16 protein-coding genes are annotated in these 17,582 nt (G+C 70.7%); 9 read left to right on the top strand and 7 right to left on the bottom strand.

Features of this window, described 5'->3' with window-relative positions:
- Window positions 1-265: 265 nt before the first annotated feature.
- From HCK00_RS15280 to HCK00_RS15270, 3 genes are all read right to left on the bottom strand, one after another.
- Complete coding sequence (locus HCK00_RS15280; protein WP_311765338.1) at window positions 266-2,545, bottom strand: beta-L-arabinofuranosidase domain-containing protein; 2,280 nt, start codon at window positions 2,543-2,545, stop codon at window positions 266-268.
- 688 nt (window positions 2,546-3,233) lie between these two features.
- A complete protein-coding gene (locus HCK00_RS15275) occupies window positions 3,234-3,821 on the bottom strand; it encodes a hypothetical protein (protein WP_168102486.1) in 588 nt (195 codons plus the stop codon).
- Between the two features lie 352 nt (window positions 3,822-4,173).
- Complete coding sequence (locus tag HCK00_RS15270) at window positions 4,174-5,598, bottom strand: aldehyde dehydrogenase (protein WP_168102485.1); 1,425 nt, start codon at window positions 5,596-5,598, stop codon at window positions 4,174-4,176.
- Window positions 5,599-5,729: 131 nt separating this feature from the next.
- Between HCK00_RS15270 and HCK00_RS15265 the strand changes: the two genes are divergently transcribed.
- A complete protein-coding gene (locus HCK00_RS15265) occupies window positions 5,730-6,401 on the top strand; it encodes a TetR/AcrR family transcriptional regulator (RefSeq protein ID WP_168102484.1) in 672 nt (223 codons plus the stop codon).
- A gap of 101 nt (window positions 6,402-6,502) precedes the next feature.
- Here the strand turns inward: HCK00_RS15265 and HCK00_RS15260 are convergent, their stop codons facing one another.
- Window positions 6,503-7,006 (bottom strand): winged helix-turn-helix transcriptional regulator, encoded by a 504-nt coding sequence (locus HCK00_RS15260; RefSeq protein ID WP_168102483.1) that lies wholly within the window; start codon window positions 7,004-7,006, stop codon window positions 6,503-6,505.
- Between the two features lie 165 nt (window positions 7,007-7,171).
- Here HCK00_RS15260 and HCK00_RS15255 point away from each other — a divergent pair, with 165 nt between their 5' ends.
- Window positions 7,172-7,522 carry a nuclear transport factor 2 family protein gene (locus tag HCK00_RS15255; RefSeq protein WP_168102482.1) on the top strand — a complete coding sequence of 117 codons (351 nt, stop codon included), beginning with the start codon at window positions 7,172-7,174 and terminating at the stop codon, window positions 7,520-7,522.
- A gap of 55 nt (window positions 7,523-7,577) precedes the next feature.
- Window positions 7,578-8,504, top strand: a complete 927-nt coding sequence (locus HCK00_RS15250; RefSeq protein ID WP_168102481.1) for an SDR family NAD(P)-dependent oxidoreductase — start codon at window positions 7,578-7,580, stop codon at window positions 8,502-8,504.
- Between the two features lie 189 nt (window positions 8,505-8,693).
- Here the strand turns inward: HCK00_RS15250 and HCK00_RS15245 are convergent, their stop codons facing one another.
- On the bottom strand, window positions 8,694-9,650 hold the full coding sequence (locus tag HCK00_RS15245) for a LysR family transcriptional regulator (RefSeq protein ID WP_206320391.1): 957 nt from the start codon (window positions 9,648-9,650) through the stop codon (window positions 8,694-8,696).
- Window positions 9,651-9,786: 136 nt separating this feature from the next.
- On the opposite strand from HCK00_RS15245, the gene HCK00_RS15240 reads away from it, so the two are divergent.
- The 3 genes from HCK00_RS15240 (at window position 9,787) to HCK00_RS15230 (ending at window position 12,060) form a co-directional block, all read left to right on the top strand.
- A complete protein-coding gene (locus tag HCK00_RS15240; RefSeq protein WP_168102480.1) occupies window positions 9,787-10,722 on the top strand; it encodes an NADP-dependent oxidoreductase in 936 nt (311 codons plus the stop codon).
- Window positions 10,723-10,727: 5 nt separating this feature from the next.
- Window positions 10,728-11,171 (top strand): SRPBCC domain-containing protein, encoded by a 444-nt coding sequence (locus HCK00_RS15235; RefSeq protein WP_168102479.1) that lies wholly within the window; start codon window positions 10,728-10,730, stop codon window positions 11,169-11,171.
- Between the two features lie 112 nt (window positions 11,172-11,283).
- The gene (locus tag HCK00_RS15230; protein WP_168102478.1) at window positions 11,284-12,060 is read left to right on the top strand and encodes an NADPH-dependent F420 reductase; all 777 of its coding nucleotides are present in this window, start codon (window positions 11,284-11,286) and stop codon (window positions 12,058-12,060) included.
- An 82-nt stretch (window positions 12,061-12,142) separates the two neighbouring features.
- Here HCK00_RS15230 and HCK00_RS28195 read toward each other — a convergent pair whose 3' ends face one another.
- Complete coding sequence (locus HCK00_RS28195) at window positions 12,143-12,976, bottom strand: LysR family transcriptional regulator (RefSeq protein ID WP_168102477.1); 834 nt, start codon at window positions 12,974-12,976, stop codon at window positions 12,143-12,145.
- A gap of 92 nt (window positions 12,977-13,068) precedes the next feature.
- On the opposite strand from HCK00_RS28195, the gene HCK00_RS15220 reads away from it, so the two are divergent.
- The 3 genes from HCK00_RS15220 (at window position 13,069) to HCK00_RS15210 (ending at window position 15,813) form a co-directional block, all read left to right on the top strand.
- The gene (locus HCK00_RS15220) at window positions 13,069-13,455 is read left to right on the top strand and encodes a nuclear transport factor 2 family protein (RefSeq protein WP_168102476.1); all 387 of its coding nucleotides are present in this window, start codon (window positions 13,069-13,071) and stop codon (window positions 13,453-13,455) included.
- 560 nt (window positions 13,456-14,015) lie between these two features.
- Window positions 14,016-14,774, top strand: a complete 759-nt coding sequence (locus tag HCK00_RS15215) for an SDR family NAD(P)-dependent oxidoreductase (RefSeq protein WP_168102475.1) — start codon at window positions 14,016-14,018, stop codon at window positions 14,772-14,774.
- A 130-nt stretch (window positions 14,775-14,904) separates the two neighbouring features.
- Complete coding sequence (locus HCK00_RS15210; protein WP_168102474.1) at window positions 14,905-15,813, top strand: AraC family transcriptional regulator; 909 nt, start codon at window positions 14,905-14,907, stop codon at window positions 15,811-15,813.
- Between the two features lie 107 nt (window positions 15,814-15,920).
- Here HCK00_RS15210 and HCK00_RS15205 read toward each other — a convergent pair whose 3' ends face one another.
- Entirely contained in the window at window positions 15,921-17,582 is a 1,662-nt protein-coding gene (locus tag HCK00_RS15205; protein ID WP_168102473.1) for a CocE/NonD family hydrolase, read from the bottom strand.

Here is a 17,582-nt window from a genome sequence, read left to right as displayed (position 1 = left end):
GCCGGTTTCGGTTGCGGTCGCGGCCATTGCACTCCGTGTCCTTGGAGCATGGTCAACACCGGGTTCTTCGCCGGAGGGCCGCGGTCAGGGCGGGCCGGGGTCCGCCACCGTCCCCGAACGCGGCCCGTTCGCCGGGGGCCGGGCCCAGGGCCGGGGTGCGGACCGGGGCCGCGCGCCCGCGTGGTGGCGGACGCGGGCGCCGGCCTGACCGGCCTCAGCAGCCTCACCGGTCCCGCGGTGCGGCATGCGGTGTCCGGTGCGCGGATCAGCCGTTGCGGACGACCCGCCACCGGTTGCCGGACCCGCCGTTGTCCGGGGCCTGCACCGCGTACGCGCCCGCGGCGGCCGAGTTGCCCTGGATGCCCAGCAGCTTGCCGCTGTTGTGGTTGCGGATCTTGTAGGTGCCGTCGCCCTGGTCGAGGAGTTGCCAGCGGTGGTCGGCCGTGCCGGTGTCCGACCACTGAAGGACGGCCGCCCCGTCCGCGGTGGACATGTCCTGGACGCCGAGCACCTTGCCGCTGTGGGCGTTGCGGAACCGCACCCGGTCGCCGTCCGTGACGACCTCCCAGTTGTGGTCCGCCGTGCCCGAGTCCTGCCACTGCAACGCGCGGGCGCCGTCGGCCGTGGACATGTCCTGGATGCCCAGCACCAGTCCGCTGCCGGCGTTGGCCAGGCGGACGGTCGTCCCGCCGCCGCTCTGGCCGCCGGCGTTCCAGTAGACGGTGTAGTTGTGGCCGTGTGCGTCGTGGAACGGGCCCAGGTTGACGGTGGAGCCGTTCGCCGTGGCGGTGAAGGCGAGCCCGTCGCCGCCGGTCCGCCGGACGGAGGCCGGGTCGAGCGACGGCAGGGAGCTGAGCGAGGTGTTCCCGTAGTTGCCGGAGAGCACCACCGGGCCGTACGTGACGGCGGAGACGTTCGCGTTGTCGTTCGCCGCCCGCATCACGACCCGCATGGGCAGCGTGACGGTGACCGTGTCGCCGGAGGCCCAGGCGCGGGTGACGGTGGCATAGCTGCCGGGCGTGGTGGCGACGTTCTGCGTCACGCCGTTGACGGCGAGGGTGGCGCCGCTGGTCCAGCCCGGGATGCGGACGCGCAGCGACCACGTCCCGCCCGCGTCCCCCGTGATCCGCAGGGTCGTGGTGTCGCTCACCGGGAACGTGGTGGTCTGGGTGACGGTGATGCCGCGCTCGGTCCAGTCGAGCACCGAGGGCACGAACAGGTTGACGATCAGCGTGGTGTCGCGGCGGAAGTACACGGAGTCCATCAGCCGGGTGTGCGTCTCCAGGCCCGTGCCCTGGCAGCACCAGAAGCTGTCGTAGTCCGTGCTCCACGTGCCACCGCCCCAGGCCGGGCCCACCCCGCGCCGGCCGCCCGGGTTGAGCGGGGTGAAGTAGGTGACGTGCCCGTGGCCGCTCGCCGGGTTCTGCTGGCCGATCATCTGGTTCAGCCAGGCCCGCTCGTAGTAGTCGAACAGCTCGGCCCGGTCCGGGTCCAGGGTGAACAGCTCGCGGGTGAGCAGCAGCATGTTGAACGTGTTGCAGCTCTCGCAGGTGTCCCGGTTCAGGTAACCGGCGATGGCGTTCGGCGGGCGGAAGTGCTCCGCCTGGCTGTTGCCGCCGATGACGTAGGTGTGCGCGCCGACGCACATGTTCCAGGCGTTGTCGGCGATGTCCCGGTAGCGGGTGGTGCCCGTGGCCTTGTACTCGCGGGCGGCGCCGATCCACTTCGGCACCTGCGTGTTGGCGTGCAGCCCGCTCAGCCGGTCCTGGCCCGCGGCGAGCGGGTCGAGCACCGCGGCGTGGTCGAAGCGGCGGGCCACGGTGAGCCAGCGCGCGTCCCCCGTCTGCTGGTGGAGGTCGGTCAGCACCGCCGTCATGCCGCCGAACTCCGTGCCCAGCATGGACTGCATCTGCTGGGCGCTCAGCCGGCCGGTACGCCGGTCCACCCAGCCCGCCAGCGCCAGCAGCACGTCACGGGCCTGGACCGAGCCCATCAGACGCCACACGTCCAGCAGCCCGGCCAGGGTCTTGTGGATGGTGTAGTACGGGACGTTTCCGTTGTTCAGCGTCCGCGCTTCGAGCGCGTCGAACTCCGACTCCGGATAGCCGGACAGATAACCGGCGCCGAAGCCCGCCGCGCCGTTGTTGGCCTGGCACTTGGCCAGCTCCGCCACCATCCGCCCGGCCTTGTCGCGGCAGACGGTGTCCCCCGTGACGGCGTGGAGCTGCGCCCAGGCGGTGAGGAAGTGGCCCTGGCTGTGGGTGCGGAACGGGAAGGTGGGGGCCTCCCAGCCGCCGACGGCCGCGGCCCCGCCCGTGGAGAGCCGGTGGTTGGCCCGGAAGGTGTACAGCAGCCGCTCGACATCCACGAAGCGCAGGTAGTCGCGGGTCCGGTTCTGGTTGTCCAGCCAGCGGCTCGCGGTCAGCCGGACCTGGCCGAACGCGAAGGGGTGCGCGGCGACTCCGTACTCGGCGGTCCCGGCGGCTGCCCCGGCGCCCGCCGCCCGCGCGGGCGAACCGCCCAGGGCGGGCCCCGCCGCGGACACGACGGCCGCCGCTCCGGCGGCTTGCAGCAGACGGCGCCGGGTGACGGAGGGCGAGCCCGGTAAGCCGGGCGACGCCGAGGATTCGGGCGCGGGGGAGGCGGGAGGCAGGGAGGACGGAGACGAGGACGGTGAAGGCGATGAGGAGGGGGAGGACGGTGAGGAGGGGGAGGACGGCGCAGATGACGAAGACACGGACATGGCACACCTTCTCGGAATGCGGGGTGAGGGGGTGGAGGTGCGTGCGTCCATGCCGGCGCCGACACGGCGGAGTGACCGGGGCCAGGCTGGCACCACGGCGCCTCCGGCGCAATGGCGCGGCTCCGGAATGGCCGGAGCCGGGGTAGGGGGATGACGCTCCGGGGGTGGGCGCCGGCCCACGCCCCCGCCCCCGCCCCCGCCCGTCGCGCCCCGAGTTCGGTGGGCCTCAGCGGCCACGGTGAACTCCACCGGACCCGGGGCCGGTGCCGGGGCGCGGGGCGGCACGGGGGTGCCCACCGCCGCCTCGGCACCGGCCCTCGGAGGTCTTGGCCGGTCCCGGAGCCTCGGCCGGTCCCGGAGCCTCGGAGGTCCCGGAGCCTCGGAGGTTTCCGAGACCTCCCGGATCTCCGCCGGTCTCGTCTCGGCCGAACCCGGCCGGTTCAGGCCGACCCCGGCCAGTTCAGGCCGGTTCAGGCCGGTTCAGACCGGTTCAGACCGGGACGATCTCGCCGTTCACCACCTCGTAGCGGTAGACCTGGGAGCAGCCGATCGACGGGGTGACGAGCAGGCTGAGCGTGATCGGTTCGGGCGCCCGGTCGGACGCCGAGAACGAGCAGACCGCGCCCTCGCCGGTCAGCGGGAACCAGAACCAGCCGTCCCGCTCCCCCACCGTCGTCCGGTCCTCCACCACCCAGCGGCCCCGTTCCTCGGCCAGGACGGCCAGGCGGAGCGTGGCGGCGTACCGGTCGGTGCGGGAGCGGACCGCCGTGACCGTGATCTTGCGGTCGTCGCCGAGCTGAGCCGTCACGACGCGCACGGCCTGGGGACGCGTCCGGGTGGCGCCGTCGGCGCCGGCGGTGCCGGTGCTCCGGCCGGCGGAGACGGCGCGCCCCGCGTCACCGGCGTCGCCCGGCGCGGCCCGGCCCGGTGCGGCGCTCGCCCCGGGAGCCGCCAGGCCACCGCACAGGGCGGCCACGGCGAGGAGGGACGCGGCGCGGCGGACCCGGCGGGACGGGCGCGGACCGGCGCCGCCACCGTCAGGACGTCCCTGCGGGCCCGGGATCTTCGGTGTGTTCATCGTTCACCTCTCTCCGGAGGCGCGGGCGCGGAGGGACGGCCACCACCGCCGTACCGCGGAAGCCGCACCGGAACGCACCTCCGGACAAGGAGACCGATAACCCCTCAAGCCGGTTGCATCGGTACATCCGAACGGAGCAGCCGACGGCGAACGGACCCACAGCACCGGCCGGCGCCACCCCTCACGTCCACCGCATCGGCGGGGCGCGGGGACGCGGCGGGCACGGCGTCAGCCCGCGTCCGCCCCGGGTACACGGCCGGCGGCTCGCCGTCCTCGGCGCGCTTGCCTGCGCGCCTGCGTCCGCACGGCGGTCGCAGCCGGCCGGAACCCAGCCCGGACCGGCCGCGCCGGGTCAGTAGCCGATGCTCTTGAGTTCGGTGTACTGGCCCAGTCCGACGGGTCCGTATTCGCGGCCGATGCCGCTGTCCTTGAAGCCGCCGAACGGCGCCCTGGGCGAGCGGGGCGCTCCGTTGATGTGGAAGCCACCGGTGCGGATCCGCCTGGCGATGTCCAGACCGTGTTCGTGGTCGGCCGTCCACACGCCACCGCTGAGTCCGTAGGCGGAGTCGTTGGCGATCGCGACGGCTTCGGCCTCGTCGCGGTAGCGCAGTACGGTCAGGACGGGACCGAAGATTTCTTCCTGCGCGATGCGCATGGCATTGTCCACGTCGGCGAAGAGCGTCGGCTGGATGTAGTTGCCGCTCTCCAGCCCTTCCGGTGTGCCGGGACCACCGGTGACCAGCCGGGCCCCCTCAGTGATCCCAAGCTCGATGTAGCCGCGCACGCGGTCGCGATGCCGGGCGGAGACCATCGGGCCCAGGAAAGTCGCCGGATCCTTCGGGTCACCGACCCTGGTGGCGGCGACCATGTCCGACAGGCACGTCACGGCTCGTTCGTACTGACTGTCGTGCACCAGGATGCGGGTGTGGGCGATACAGGCGGAACCGTTGTTGAGGAACGCCGCGCTCTTGATGCCCGCCGTTGCCGCCTCCAGGTCCGCGTCCGGCAGCAGGATCGCGGCCGACTTGCCGCCCAGTTCCAGACTGACCCGCTTGAGCTGTTCCCCGGCCACGGCGGCGATGCGGCGCCCGGCCGCGGTGGAGCCGGTGAAGGCGATCTTGTCGATGCCGGGATGGCGCACGAGGTACTCGCTGACCTCGCGGTCGGCGGGGAGGACGCTGAAGATCCCGTCGGGCAGCCCGGCTTCGGCGAACAGCTCGCCCAGCAGAAGACCGTCCAGCGGCGTCTCAGGGGACGGCTTGAGGATGACGGGACACCCTGCGAGCAGCGCCGGGATCACCTTGGCCAGGGCCAGGTTCTGCGGTGCGTTCCACGGCACGATGGCAGCGACGACACCGACGGGCTCCCGCCGCACCAGGGTGCGCGGGCTGTCGATGACCCGCTCCCAGTCGAAGCCGGCCGCCACGTCGACGAAGTCGCCGATACGGCTCGCGGTGTCCTTCTGCAGGGCGGTACTGAACCAGATCGCCGAGCCGTTCTGGTCCGTGACCAGGTTCGCCAATGCCTCCGTGTGCGCCTCGTAGAGCTTTCCGAAGCGGGCAACCACTTCTTGGCGCTGTCCGGGGGACAGTCGAGGCCAGGGGCCGGAATCACCTGCTCGGCGCGCGGCGTCCACCGCGCGGTCGATGTCCGTCTCGACGGCCTCCGGGGCCGTCCCCACCGGCGCGCCGTCGTGCGGCGAGCGGACATGGAACCGGCGCTCACCCGCCGACGGCGCCCATGCGCCGCCGATCCACAGCTGATCGAACTCCATCACGGCACCCTCCTGCTGAACTGAGCGGGCTCGGATGCCCGCATATAACAGAACAGCGTTTCGCTCCAGCAGCATAACGGACCGGCGTTCCGTAATCTGCTTTCAGCGGAACGGCGTGCTGTTAATCTGGGGGTATGACGTCGCCGGCGGACTTCCAGCGGGCCCGTTCACCCGAACAGCGGGACCAGCGGCGCGAGGAGATCCTCGCGGCTGCGGCCCACTGCCTACGCGAGATGCCGTTCACGGAGATCCGCCTGCGGGAACTGGGGCAGCGCGCCGGACTGGCGACGTCCGCCGTCGTGCGCTACTTCGGCACCCGCGAAGGGGTCTTCCTGGAGCTGCTGGAGCGGGAGTGGGCGCACTGGATCAAGGAGCTGCCCGCTGAACTGCCGTCCGGGGACGCCCCGGGCAACGCGGACAACGCCGACAGCGTCGGCCGGGCGCTGGCGCGCTCGCTGGCCTCCCGCCCGCTGCTGTGTGAGCTGTTCAGCGTGCTCGCCGGCGTACTGGAGCACAACATTCCCCTGGAGCGCGCCCGGGCCTTCAAGCGCGGGGGCATGCGCCGCAGCGAGGAGTTCGCCGCCCTGGTCCGCGACCGCCTGCCCGGCCTCGATGCGCCCGCCTCCCTGCTTCTGGCCTCCACGGTGATCACTTCGGTGGCCGGGCTGTGGCCCTTCACCTCCCCGTCGGACACGGTGTGCGCCGCCATCGCCTCCGACCCGGAACTCACCTGCGCGGCGGTCGACTTCGAGGAACGCATGCGCGAGATGCTCACCGCCTTCATCCGCGGTCTGCAACACCCCTAGCCGCAGGCTCTCAGCACCTCGGCCCGGCCTGTTCCCACCGGGGTATCGGCCCTGCGGGGGACGCCTTCGGGGGGCGCGAGGAGTGGTCGCCCGCTCGACGGCTACGACAGGCGCGGGCCGCGCAGGGCGTCGTAGCGCTCCTTCATCTGCGCACTGGCGGCCGGGCCCGCGTCGAACACATACGCGCGTGCGTCATCCAGGCTCTGCCCGGTCGCCGCGTCCACGACCACGGGTTCCACCTCCTGGCCGGTCGCCGCGTCGACGAGAATCATGGCCCGGTCCGCGGGGTCGAGCTGGCGGTTGCCCCAGGCCGCGAGCGCCACGATCACCGGCCGCAGGGAACGTCCGCGTTCGGTGAGTACGTACTCGTGGCGCACCGGATTCGCCTGGTACGGGCGCCGCTCCAGCAAACCGTCAGCCACCAGCGTCTTCAGGCGTGCGGTGAGCATGCTCGTGGAGATTCCCAGACTCTGCTGGAACTGGTCGAAGCGGGTGTACCCGTCGAACGCGTCGTGAAGGATCAGCAGCGTCCACCACTCGCCGACGTGCTGCACCGTCGTGGACAGCGGACACTCCCGGTCCTCCAAACGGATCCGACCCGGCATGCCGACCTCCCAGTGACTGCTAAAGTAAAAGCAAGTTACTGCTATCTTAGCAGTACGGCGGGCCGGGGCGAACTGCGCGGCGGGTTTCTCCGCATGCGCCGAGCTGCCCTGCCCTGCCCCATGACCCCCCGGCGTCGTCGCCCCTTTCCCACACTGCGAGGAATCATGGCTTCTCCCCGGCTTGCCATCGCCGACCTCCCTGCTGCCGTCGGCACCTACCTGCGCGCCCACGCGGACGGTGACGCCGCCTCCGCGGCAGCCGTCTTCACACCTCAGGCGACCGTGATCGACGACGGCCACACCCACCGGGGCGCCGCCGCCATCGCCGCATGGCTGACGCGCAGCTCCTCCGAATACACCTACACCACCACCTTCGTCGGCGCCGAAGGCGAGCTGCCCGGACAGTGCACGGTCACCCAGCAGCTGGACGGCGACTTCCCCGGCAGCAGCGTGCGGCTGCGCTACCGGTTCCTCCTCGACGGCGGCCTGATCAGCCATCTGGAGATCGCCCCCTGACCCGCCCGCTCACTCTTTCTGCGACCACAGCCCACCTACCGCACAGAGAGAAGACATGAAGACCTGGTTCATCACCGGAGGCACTCCCGGCGGATTCGGGCGGGCCTACGCCGACGCCGCGCTCGAGCAGGGCGACAACGTGGTCCTGACAGCCCGGCGCCCGCACCTGCTGCACGACTGGGCTGCCGAACATCCCGGACGCGTCCTCGTCCTGCCGCTGGACGTCACCGACGGCCGGCAGGTACGCGACGCGGTGAAAGCCGCCGAGCAGCACTTCGGCGGCATCGACGTCCTGGTCAACAACGCCGGCCGCGGCTGGTACGGCTCGGTGGAAGGCACATCCGACGCCGACGCCCGCCGCTCCCTGGAACTGAACTTCTTCGCCGTCGTCGACGTCCTGCGCGCGGTACTGCCGGGCATGCGCGCCCGCCGCGGCGGATGGATCATCAACATGTCGTCGGTGGCCGGCCTGCGCAGCGTCACCGGCTTCGGCTTCTACAGCGCCGCGAAGTTCGCCGTCGAAGGCATCACCGGCGCCCTGCGCGAAGAAGTCGCCCCCTTCGGCATCAACGTCCTCGCCGTGGAGCCCGGCGCCTTCCGCACCCACGCCTACGCCGGCTTCGGCGACGAACCCGTCGAGGAGACGGTCGGCGCCTACCGGCCGGCCATCGAAGCCCTGCGCAAGACCATGATCGAACAGAGCGGGCGGCAGCCCGGCGACCCTCATCGGGCCGTACGCGCCGTCATCCACGCCATGCGCCAGGACGACCCGCCGCACCGGCTGGTTCTGGGATCAGCCGGATACGACACCGTCCACACCGCCCTGCACGACATGCTCGCCGAACTCCACGCCCAGGAACCGGCCTCCCGCAATGCCGATCACCCGCCCGCTCCCTGCCCCGGCCCGGCATCGCGCCGCTGCCCCCGACCACGTACGGAGCGGCGCGCAGGAACATGCAAGGGGCTGAGACGATCTCGCTAGCCTCCGTGGGCTGCCAGTGGACTCGTGGACGAGAGCACCCACGCCGCGCAGCAAGGATCCGCCCCCTTGACGACACCCGCCGCCGCGTCCTGACCGCCGTCGTCACTCTCCAGGACGGGCCCGGCCTCCAGATGCGCGGCACACCACGCCAGGACGGCGGCATGGGGGACCCCCGCGGAACGGCCGTGGTCAGCCCGCTGAGGTGCCGGCGCGCCGGGGCCGACCCCCAGGCCTCGCCTCGCCGTAGGCCGGTGCCGCCGCCCTCTGCCCATGCCGCTGACCGGCATCCGCGTGCAGCCGAGTTCCGCCGAGGTCGGCGCTCTTCAGGGTCGGCGGCCGCGGCTCGTCCCGCGCCATGACGGCCTGGGCGGTCGCGGCGAGGCGGGACGCGGCCGAGCACGCGTTCGGGAACCAGGCCAGCACCAGCTGGGTGACCGGGTATCCGTGGACGGGCACCGCCCGTACGGATTCGCCGAAGCGGTCGCGGGCGCTGTCTCCGACGACGACCACGAGTCGTCCGAGGGCGACACGGTCGACCATGGCGTCCAGGGACTCGTTCGGCAGTTGCGCCTCGTAGCCCGGCAGCGCCTCCACCTCCGCGAGAGTCAGGAACGGGCGGTCGGCCAGAGGGTGGCCCGCCGGGAGCAGGGCGACCGGTTCCTCCGGGCCGAGCTCGATCATCTCGAGCCCGGGGACGGCGGTCGACTGGCACATGAGGGCGACGTCCGCGGTGCCGTCCCGAAGGGCGCCGATCTCGTCGTAGGTGAACACGACGTCGGTGAGCATGCCGTCGGGGCCCTGTGCGGTGGCGGCGAGCAGGGCGGGCAGGACGCCGGGGCCGGCGGCGGGCCGTACCGCAAGGGTGACCTGACCCTGCCTGGCAGCCCTGCGCGCCTTGCGTACGGCGGTGTCCAGCGCCGCCAGGACCGTGCGGCACTCCGCCAGGAAGACTTCGCCCGCGCCGGTCAGCCTCACCTGCCGCGTGGTGCGTTCCAGCAGGGGGACGCCCACGCGCCTCTCCAGATGGGCGATGGCCCGGGAGAGGGGCGGCTGGGTGATGCCGAGGTGCTCCGCGGCCTGGCCGAAGTGCAGCGTCTCGGCCACGGCCACGAAGTAGGCGAGTTCCCGGGTCTCCAGCTGATTCATGCATCCAGGGTATTACTCGATGCCCAGACCGTCATTGCTCCGCCGTAGAGGCTCTGTTCAGCTTGATGGTGCGCCTCCACTCCAGGCGCCGTGAAGGTGCTTGCACCGCATCGCAGGCACGATGAGAGGCAGAGTTGTGAAGGCTGTTCAGTACCGGAGTTTCGGCGGACCCGAGGTCCTTGAGGTCACCGACGTTCCGGATCCGAAGATGTGGGTCGACCTCGTTCTGGTGAGGATCGAGGCAGCGGCGCTCAACCCGGCGGATCTGGGGTTCCAGAGCGGGGCCGTGGAGCCCGTCGTGGACTTTTTCTTCCCGGTGGTCCCGGGGTGGGACGTGGCCGGGGTCGTCGAGCAGGCCGGAGCCGCGACGGCGGGTTTCCGGCCGGGAGACGAGGTGATCGGGTTCGTCCGCGGTCAGATCATGCATCACGGCACCTACGCGGAGAAGGTCGCGGCCGAGCCGCGCCAGCTCGTGCGCAAGCCGGGGAACCTGAGCTGGGCCCAGGCCGCCGGGCTGCCGGTCGCCGGGCTCACCGCCTACCAGGCGATCGTGTACGGCCTTGAGGTGACCGCCGGCGACACCGTGCTGGTGCACGGAGCGGCGGGCGGCGTCGGGCACCTCGCCGTTCAGATCGCCGTCGCGCGGGGCGCACGAGTGATCGGTACGGGCTCCGAGGCCAGCCAGGAGTTCATTGCCTCCCTGGGTGCCACGCCGGTGCGTTACGGCGACGAGCTCGTCGAGCAGGTGAGCAAGATCGCCCCGGACGGAGTCGACGCGGTCCTCGACACCGCCGGGCGTGGCTCCCTGGCCACGACGGAGGAAGTCGCCGCCCGCGGGGTGCGGGTCGCTTCGATCACGCAGTCGGCCGCCGAGTACCCGGGGGCCATCGACGTCTTCCTCCACCTTGACGGGGATGACCTGACCCGGCTGGTGGAGCTCGCCGAGGAGGGCAAGCTCACGGTGCACGTCGACCGGGCATTCCCGCTCGACGAGGCGGCGCGGGCCCAGCGGTTGCTGGCCGGCGGCCATGTCCGCGGGAAGATCGTCCTGGAAAACCGCAGGGAGGTCTGAGCACCATGGGCGACCATCCCGTTGTCACCGCGGTCACCGACATCGACGCTCCGCCGGAGAAGGTGTGGCGAGTCCTGACCGACTTCGCCGGATACGCAGAGTGGCATGGTGCGCTGCGCTTCGTCGACGTTCCCGCCGAAATCCTGCCCGGAACCCGGCTGCAGGCCCGGCTGACGCTGGGAACCGGGAACGACGGCGCCTACGAGTTCACGGTCGTCGACCACCGGGCACCGGAGCGGCTTGCCTGGACGGGCGGCATCCCCGGCGTCCTCATGGGGCTGCATTCCTTCGTTCTCGAACCGCATGGCGGCGGAACGCGCTTCACGGAATCCGAGGAGTTCACCGGCTCGGCCGCCGTGGAGACCATCGAGCCCGCCCGGGCCCGGATGGAGGAGGGCTCCGCGAGCTACGTCAGGGCCCTGAAGGAGCGCGTCGAATCCGGCCACTGACCACCCCGAACGGCCATGCACGCCCACGGATCGCGACTCCCACGAGCCACGGTCCGCGGGCAGCAGGCGCGCCCAGAAGCGCGCTCCGGCCCCGTCACCACAAGGAAAGGCAATGCATCACGCGCTCGGCATCATCGGAAGCGGCAGCGTCGGCGGCGCTGTCGCGCGGCTGGCCGTCGACGCGGGGATCCCTGTGGTCCTCAGCAACTCGTACGGTCCCGAGACCCCGCGAGACCTCACCGACCGCCTCGGTCCCCGGGCGCGCGCGGCCAGTCCGCCGGAAGCCGCGGCGGCCGGCGACTGGACGGTCGTCGCCGTCCCCTTCAGCGCCGTGCCCCATCTGCCCGCCGACGCCCTGGCCGGGAAGATCGTCATCGACGCGAACAACTACTGCTCCTTGCGGGACGGGGTCATCGCCGAACTGGAGACGGGCAGCCTGACGGCGGGAGAGCTGTTCCAGCGCCATCTGGCGGGCGCGCGGACGGTCAAGACGTTCAACACCATCTCCTTCGAGCACCTCCTCTCCCTCGCCCGTCCCGCCGGGTCCCCCGACCGCAGCGCGCTCCCCATCGCCGGTGACGACGACGCGGCCAAGGAGTCCGTCACCGCCCTGCTCGACCGCCTCGGCTACGACACCGTTGACGCCGGCGCCATGACGGAGAGCCGGCGCATCCAGGAGGGCAGCCCCGCCTACGTCCTCCCCTACCTGTCGGACCCCCGACTGCCCTGGTCCCGGGACCCGGGGAAACCGGCCGGCGCCGGGGAGATTCGTACAGCCCTGGAACAGGCGCGCAGCGGTCATGAGAAGAAGCACGGACCAGACCGCACCCGCAGAAACCGGCCGCTGACCAGGAGGAAGCAACGGTGCGCAGCCAGTCGCCCCTGGTGAAGGAGTTCGAGACGTTCCAGCCGTCGGACCGGAAGCAGCCAGTTCGACGGGGGGGGGTTGCTTCGTTGTCGAGTTGCACCGGTCAACCGCCCGGGAGCGGTCCCGACAGGACCTCCCCGGGTGCAGAGGTGATGAGTGTCCGTGCCCTGCGGACCAAGGCGGCCGTCGCTGCTCCGGTGGCGGGCCCGTCGGGCCAGGCGAGGACGATCCGGGCCGAGGGTTGATCCTTGACCGGAACGGCGGCCACCCCTCGGGCCAGCCGGCCGACCGCACCGGAACCCACCACGGTGATGAGACGGCCCAGAGCCACTCTGTCGAGGAGTTCATCGAAAGGCATCTCCGGGCACCGCGAAGTGAAGGCGTCCTCGGCGGCGACCTCTGACAGCGTCACACCCTCACGCCCGGCGAAACGGTGTGCCGCCGTGACGAGCGCCACCGGCGCCTCCTCAGTGAGGTCGAGAAGCCGCAGACCACGAAGATCATCGGTGTCGGAGCACAACAATGCGAGGTCCGCGATGCCGTTGCGTAGTGCCGACACCTGATCGTGGGTGAAGACGACCTCCGTAGGCGCGTCATGGATTCGGAGAAGATCCGCGAGGACTCCCGCTCCCATGCCCGGCCGCACAGCCACCACGGCCGGCGCTGTTGTGGTGAACCGACGCGTGCGATGGACCGCGGATTCCAGGGCTTGCAGCGCCCGGCGGCTGTCCTCCCAGAAGATGCGTCCCGCGGCTGTCAGCGACACCTGACGCGTACTGCGGTCGAAGAGCTTGGCCCCCAGCCGGCGCTCGAGCCGGGCAATGGCACGTGACAGGGGAGGCGGCGCGATGCCCAGCCGCTCGGCCGCGCGGCTGAAGTGTAATTCTTCGGCCACCGCCGTGAAGTACACCAGCTCCCGAGTCTCCAGATGATCCATACCCTCAGGGTAATAGACGTTCCCCAAGCGGTCATGGCCCTTCCCTGTCGGTGCTGATGCACTGGATGCACCGAACACGAGAGGGAAACAGCATGAACGACGAGCGAGCGGTTCAGCAGGTACTGGCCCGCTATGTCAGGGCCACGGATCGACGCGACGGCAAGGCGCAGGGATCACTGTTCAGCGACGATGCTGTCGTACAGATACTGGCCAAAGCGGGTCAGGACATGTACGAGCCGGTGGGGGAACCCCTCATCGGTGGCGCCGGCGTGGAATACGCCGTCGACCATTTCATGGCACCGCACCCCGCAGACGGCTCCAGCCATCACACCACCTCTGACCATCTCATCGAGATCGACGGAGACAACGCCCACCTCAACGCACAATTCGTGGTGTTCGAAGTACGTGCCGGCAAGCGGCCGGCCGACGGCTGGCCGACGGCTGGCCGGCGGACAGCCAGGGGGCGCAGGGGTCGGTGAGGCCGATCGAATCCGGCTACTACGACACGGATCTGCGTCGTATCAACGGGGAGTGGAAGATTGTGCACCATCGCGTACTGATGGACATGCCGATGGCGCTGGGCGCCTGATGAAAGCAATGGTGTATCGCCGCTACGGCGGGCCGGACGTACTCGAGCCCGCCAATCTCCCCGAGCCGAAGACCCACGTGGACTCGGTTCTGGTGCGATGTCCGCACCCTCGCTCCCAAGCCCGCCCGGCTTCCCCTTCGACCGTGCCGCTGACGCGCAACGGGCCATGGGGGAAGCGGCTGTCATGGGCAAGGTCGTGGTCGAGATCGTCTGACAGCCGGAACGATGGTGGCCCGGTGCCGGCACCGGGCCACAGCCGTTCGAGAACAGGCGATGCGTAGGACGCCGGGCAGCTCAGCGGTGGGCGCAGCCGTTCGTCGCCGAACCCATCCAAGAGGATCAGGCAAGAGCCGAAGAGGATCATTCTTTCTGCGGGCCCGGCACAGCGGTCTCCTGGAAGGGACAGACTTCCCACGCATTCCGACAAACCCTCAGGCCCGGAGGCACATCATGAAGGTAGCCGTCATCACCGGCGCGAGCTCCGGCATCGGTCAGAGCGCCGCCCTGCAGATCGCCCGGCGCGGTACCGGCGTCATCCTGACCTACAGCTCCAACGAACAGGGTGCCAAGGACACGGTCGCACGGATCGAGCGGCACGGTGGCACTGCCGTGGCACTGCACTTGGACCTCGGCGACACGGCGGGGTTCACCGTCTTCCGGGAGGCCGTTGCCGAGGTGCTGCGCGAGACCTTCCAGCGGCACTCCTTCGACCATCTGGTCAACAACGCCGGATTCGCCGGCATGGCGATGATCGAGGACACCCGCGAGGAGGAATTCGACCGGCTCACGGACGGCCTGTTCAAAGGGCCCTTCTTCCTGACGCAGGCCCTGCTGCCGCTCCTCGCCGACGGCGGCGCCATCGTCAACCTGACCAGCAACTCCACGCTGCCCCAGGTGACCGCGCCGGGATATTCCGTCTACGCGGCTCTCAAGGGCGCCGTATCGGTGCTCACCCGCTACATGGCCAAGGAGTTCGGCCCCCGTGGCATCCGCGTGAACTCGGTCGCACCGGGAGCCACCATCACCCGCTTCGCCGACGACGCGTTCAGCAGGAATCCTGAGATCATCCCGGAACTGGCGAAGACATTCGCTCTCGGCCGCGTCGGCGAGCCCGACGACATCGGCATGGTCATCGCCATGCTGGTCTCCGAGGAGGGCCGGTGGATCACCGCCCAGGACATCGAAGTCTCCGGAGGCCAGAACCTCTGAACCGTTCCCGCTGTGGGCTGTGAGTCGCGGGGTCGGCATCGTGGACGTCGGACACCCGCGGAATCATCGATGCAGACCCAATCCCGCTCAGTACAGACCTCCGTGTGGAAGTTCGCGAAAGAATGGACTCATGGCTGCCCTGGATGACATGCGTAAGCTTCTCAACCGGCATGCGCGGCCCGACATGAGTACGGCGATCGACGGCATCCGGGTGTGTAAATTCACCCCTTCCGGCGCTTCGGTCGCCGGGATGTCCGGGACGGTGCTCGCGGTCATCGCCCAGGGCGGCAAGCGCCTCGCTCTGGGTGAGCGCCTCTACGAGTACAGGTCCGGCGAGTACCTGATCGCCTCCGCCGACCTTCCCGTCACCGGCCATGTCCTGGACACCGGGGACACCGGGCAGCCCACCCTCGGCTTCGGCATGACACTCGCTCCCCGAGCCCTTGCCGAACTCCTCCTGGAAGCCGACCCTCGAGACCTGCCGGCCACTCCGCGCACCACATCACCCGGCATCGCCGTCTCCACGGCTTCTTCTCCACTGCTGGACGCCATCGTGCGCCTGCTGAGGCTGCTGGAGCAGCCCGCGGACCGCAAGATCCTCGCTCCCATGGTCAAGCGGGAAATCCTCTGGCATCTCCTGCGCGGGGAACAGGGAGCCGCCATCCGCCAGCTCGGTCTTGCCGACAGCGCACTGGCTCACATCAACCGCGCCGTGCGGCAGATCCGGGAGAACTATGCCACCGCCCTCCGCGTGGAGGACCTGGCGGACATCGCCGGCATGAGCGTTTCCGCTTTCCACCGCAACTTCCAGACCGTCACGGGGATGAGCCCCATCCAGTTCCAGAAACGCATCCGCTTGCAAGAAGCCAGGCTCCTGCTTGCCGGCCGCCCCTCGGACATCACCGGTGTGGGCCTCAGCGTTGGCTACGCCAGCCCCTCCCAGTTCAGCCGTGAATACCGTCGCATGTTCGGCACGCCGCCCAGCAAGGACATCCACCTCCGCACTCCGCCGGCGGAACTCGTCACTGCGCTGCCCTGAGACCGGCACCGCTTCACCGGACTCCGGGAGCCGCCCGGTCAGCTGCCGGAGCAGCCCACCCTCGCCGGTCGACGGCAGGCCCTCGGCGCGGGCGCGGTGATCGTCCTTCATCGTGCCGGGATGGTTACCGCAGAGGGGTGCGCTGCGTCGTGGAAGACTTCGATGTCCGTCCGGTGCACTGCTGTTGCGCTCTCGACGGGTTCACCGCCGCCGAGGTTGCGGGCGAATCGCGGGAACGCTCCGGCGGAGACCTGGACGCGGAGCCGGTGACCTTTCCTGAAGCGGTACGCGGTCGGTGAGAGGCGCACCGCCGCGCGGGTGGCGTCATCGTCGGCGTCGAGGTGGACGAGTTCATCGCACACGTTGAGCGACGTGCCGTGGGGATCGACGTCGCACAGCCGCACGAAGACATCGACGCCGGGACGGTTGGCCCGCACCCAGATGTCCGCGGTGACCTCGCCGATCACCTCAAGGTCGTCGGTGAGCGGTGCGCCGGTGAAGGTGAGCACGTCGGGGCGCTTCTCCAGCTTCCGGTTGTCGACGGGCCCCGCTCCGGCGGGGGTGAGCTTCGCTCCGCCCACCGAGGGGGTGGGGTCCTCGGGGTCGTAGGTGAAGGCCGAGGGCGCTTCCGCGGATCCCGCGGTGGCGGTGAGGGTGCCGTCGGCGCGAAGGTGCAGTCGCTGGGGTTCGTACCCGGCGGGCGGCCATGCCGCGAAGTCGCGCCACTCGTCCGCGCCCATCACGTACAGCCGCACCGGGGCCCGGTGTGGGGGCTCTTGGCCGGTGGCGACAGCGGAGGCCCACTCGGCGACCTCGGTGACGGACGCGCCCATGCCGCGGGGGTCGGCGTGCCACCACGGTCCGACGGTCAGCCGGGGCTTGCAGCCTGCGTCGACGAGGGCGGTGAAGTCCCGGAGCTGGTCGGCGAGGAAGATGTCGTACCAGCCGGTGACGGAGCTGACCGGCACGGTGACGTCCGGGACGGTGCCGCTGCGGTCCAGGTCTTCCCAGTAGGTGCTGTCCCGGTCGTGGTTCACGATCTGCTGGAAGAACGGCGAGGTCCGGCCGAGCAGCGCCTGGTCGACGTCCGTGAGGGGCACGGTGTTCATGGCCTCGGCGATGCGGCGCCGGTCCGCGCCGACCATCGACCGGAGCAGGTAGCCGCGCTGTTCCTGTGCGGCGGGCAGAGGTGAGCCGTTGCGGGACTGCGGTGCGGTGTTCCAGGAGAAGTTCGTGATGGTCTCGAGGTCGACGCGGCCGGGCCGGGTGAGGCTCAGGGCGAGCCGGGAGGAGGTGATGTGCGGGACCATGGCCTTGACCTCGGGTGGGGCCGCGTCGGCGATGGCCCACTGGGTGTAGCCGAAGTAGCTGGATCCGGCGAGGATCACCCGGCCGCTGGACCAGGACCGGCCGGCCAGCCACCGGAGTGTCGCGAGGCCGTCGGCGCGTTCGTTGCGCATGGCCAGGAACTCGCCGTCGGATCCGAACGTGCCGCGGGTGCTGACCATCAGCACTTGCAGTCCGCGTTCGGCGAGGGCGGGGCCGTAGAGCCATCCGAGGGGGCCGCCGCGCCCGTAGGCGGTGCGGACGACGACGACCGGCACCTCGCTGAGTGATCGTCCACCGGTGTCGCGCGGGGCCCAGTGGTCGGCGACGAGCGTGGCACCGTCATCCATGGGTATCTTCAGGCCGCGTTCGACGTGGACCCGGCGTGAGGTGGCGGGCGGGAGCGGGGCCATGCGCTCCGCGAGGCGTCCGATTGCGGTCAT

It is taken from the genome of Streptomyces zingiberis (assembly GCF_012034935.1).
In the GTDB taxonomy this organism is placed as follows: Bacteria; Actinomycetota; Actinomycetes; order Streptomycetales; family Streptomycetaceae; genus Streptomyces; species Streptomyces zingiberis.
The sequence above is the reverse complement of the archived record's forward strand: the minus strand, read 5'-3'. Positions and strand labels throughout refer to the sequence as shown.

What these genes read in the sequence shown, in the direction of transcription:
- HCK00_RS15260 (WP_168102483.1), bottom strand. Translation starts at nt 7,006, where the DNA reads ATGCCGGGTCGGATCCGTTTGGAGGACCGGGAGTGTCCGCTGTCCACG.
- HCK00_RS15275 (WP_168102486.1), bottom strand. Translation starts at nt 3,821, where the DNA reads ATGAACACACCGAAGATCCCGGGCCCGCAGGGACGTCCTGACGGTGGC.
- HCK00_RS15255 (WP_168102482.1), top strand. Translation starts at nt 7,172, where the DNA reads ATGGCTTCTCCCCGGCTTGCCATCGCCGACCTCCCTGCTGCCGTCGGC.
- HCK00_RS15205 (WP_168102473.1), bottom strand. Translation starts at nt 17,582, where the DNA reads ATGACCGCAATCGGACGCCTCGCGGAGCGCATGGCCCCGCTCCCGCCC.
- HCK00_RS15235 (WP_168102479.1), top strand. Translation starts at nt 10,728, where the DNA reads ATGGGCGACCATCCCGTTGTCACCGCGGTCACCGACATCGACGCTCCG.
- HCK00_RS15210 (WP_168102474.1), top strand. Translation starts at nt 14,905, where the DNA reads ATGGCTGCCCTGGATGACATGCGTAAGCTTCTCAACCGGCATGCGCGG.
- HCK00_RS15265 (WP_168102484.1), top strand. Translation starts at nt 5,730, where the DNA reads ATGACGTCGCCGGCGGACTTCCAGCGGGCCCGTTCACCCGAACAGCGG.
- HCK00_RS28195 (WP_168102477.1), bottom strand. Translation starts at nt 12,976, where the DNA reads ATGGATCATCTGGAGACTCGGGAGCTGGTGTACTTCACGGCGGTGGCC.
- HCK00_RS15230 (WP_168102478.1), top strand. Translation starts at nt 11,284, where the DNA reads ATGCATCACGCGCTCGGCATCATCGGAAGCGGCAGCGTCGGCGGCGCT.
- HCK00_RS15220 (WP_168102476.1), top strand. Translation starts at nt 13,069, where the DNA reads ATGAACGACGAGCGAGCGGTTCAGCAGGTACTGGCCCGCTATGTCAGG.
- HCK00_RS15215 (WP_168102475.1), top strand. Translation starts at nt 14,016, where the DNA reads ATGAAGGTAGCCGTCATCACCGGCGCGAGCTCCGGCATCGGTCAGAGC.
- HCK00_RS15250 (WP_168102481.1), top strand. Translation starts at nt 7,578, where the DNA reads ATGAAGACCTGGTTCATCACCGGAGGCACTCCCGGCGGATTCGGGCGG.
- HCK00_RS15245 (WP_206320391.1), bottom strand. Translation starts at nt 9,650, where the DNA reads ATGAATCAGCTGGAGACCCGGGAACTCGCCTACTTCGTGGCCGTGGCC.